Consider the following 1,501-nt stretch of genomic DNA (forward strand, 5'->3'; position numbering starts at 1 on the left):
TTATGCTCAACCGAATTACCGTTCAGCTCCCGGTGGAGGGGCTTCTGTTCTGGAAACTGACGGGCCGCGAGGCGATGTCCGAGTCGTTCGCCCTGACGCTGACCCTGCTTGGCACGGATGCGCGCATTGACCGCAGCAAACTGCTGGGTCAGCCGGTCACGGTGACCATCCCGACGCAGAGCCTGCTGACGCCCCGCTATATCAATGGAAAAATCACCCGCGTGGCGGTGAGTGCCGTCGAGCTGACGGGCACCCGCTATGCGGTGTACCAGCTGACGGTGGAGCCGGACCTGTGGCCGATGAAGCGCGACCGTAACCTGCGTATCTTCCAGGGTCAGACGGTACCGCAGATTGTGAAAACCCTGCTGGCTGAACATCAGGTCAACGTGGAGGATAAACTCACCGGGAGCTACCGGGTGTGGGACTACTGCGTGCAGTATCAGGAGTCGAGCCTGGACTTCATCAGCCGTCTGATGGAGCTGGAGGGGATTGCGTATCACTTCAGCCACGACGCCGACAGGCACACCCTGGTGCTCACCGACGCCGCCACGCAGCACCAGCCGTTCAGCGGCTATGAGGTCATTCCTTACCACCAGACGCCGTCAGGCGGCAGTACGGACGAAGAGGGTATCAGCCAGTGGGCGCTGGAGGACAGCGTCACCCCGGGGATTTACAGCCTCGATGACTACGACTTCCGCAAGCCGAACGCGTGGCTGTTCCAGGCCCAGCAGAACCCGGCGTCACCGAAGCCGGGCAGCATCGACGTGTACGACTGGCCGGGACGGTTTGTTGAGACCGGGCATGCGGAGTTCTACGCCCGTATCCGTCAGGAGCGCTGGCAGGTGGAGCACCAGCAGATTCAGGCGACGGCCACGGCCGCGGGTATTGCACCGGGACACACCTTCACCCTGACTAACGCCCCGTTCTTCAGTGATAACGGTGACTATCTGGTCACGGCGGCGGGTTACCATTTCGAGGAGAACCGCTACGCGAGCGGCGAGGGTGAAACCCTTCACCGCACTGATTTCGCGGTCATCCCGGCGTCGGTGTCATACCGTCCGGCGCAGAGCACGGCGTGGCCGCGCACCTACGGCCCGCAGACGGCAAAAGTTGTGGGGCCAAATGGGGAGAGTATCTGGACGGACAAATATGGCCGCGTGAAGGTGAAATTCCACTGGGACCGTCTGGCGAAGGGGGATGACACCAGCTCCTGCTGGGTGCGTGTGTCGAGCGCCTGGGCGGGTCAGGGGTACGGCGGGGTGCAAATTCCGCGGGTCGGCGATGAGGTGGTGGTGGACTTTATCAACGGCGATCCGGACCGTCCGATTATTACTGGTCGCGTGTACAACGAGGCGAGCATGCCGCCGTGGGCGCTGCCGGCGGCGGCCACGCAGATGGGTTTTATGAGCCGCACGAAGGATGGCTCCGTGGATAATGCCAATGCCCTGCGCTTTGAGGACAAGGCGGGTGCAGAGCAGGTGTGGATCCAGGCCGAGCGCAA

The 1,501-nt window shown here is 62.8% G+C and carries 1 protein-coding gene; it reads left to right on the top strand.

What is annotated here, in order from left to right; all coding sequences use genetic code 11:
* Positions 1–2: 2 nt before the first annotated feature.
* Positions 3–1,501 (top strand): type VI secretion system tip protein TssI/VgrG (gene tssI / locus QLG09_RS22325; RefSeq protein ID WP_049022570.1); only part of this gene is annotated, 1,499 nt, incomplete at its 3' end.

Source organism: Enterobacter sp. V89_11, assembly GCF_029967775.1.
GTDB classification, from domain to species: Bacteria; Pseudomonadota; Gammaproteobacteria; order Enterobacterales; family Enterobacteriaceae; genus Enterobacter; species Enterobacter ludwigii.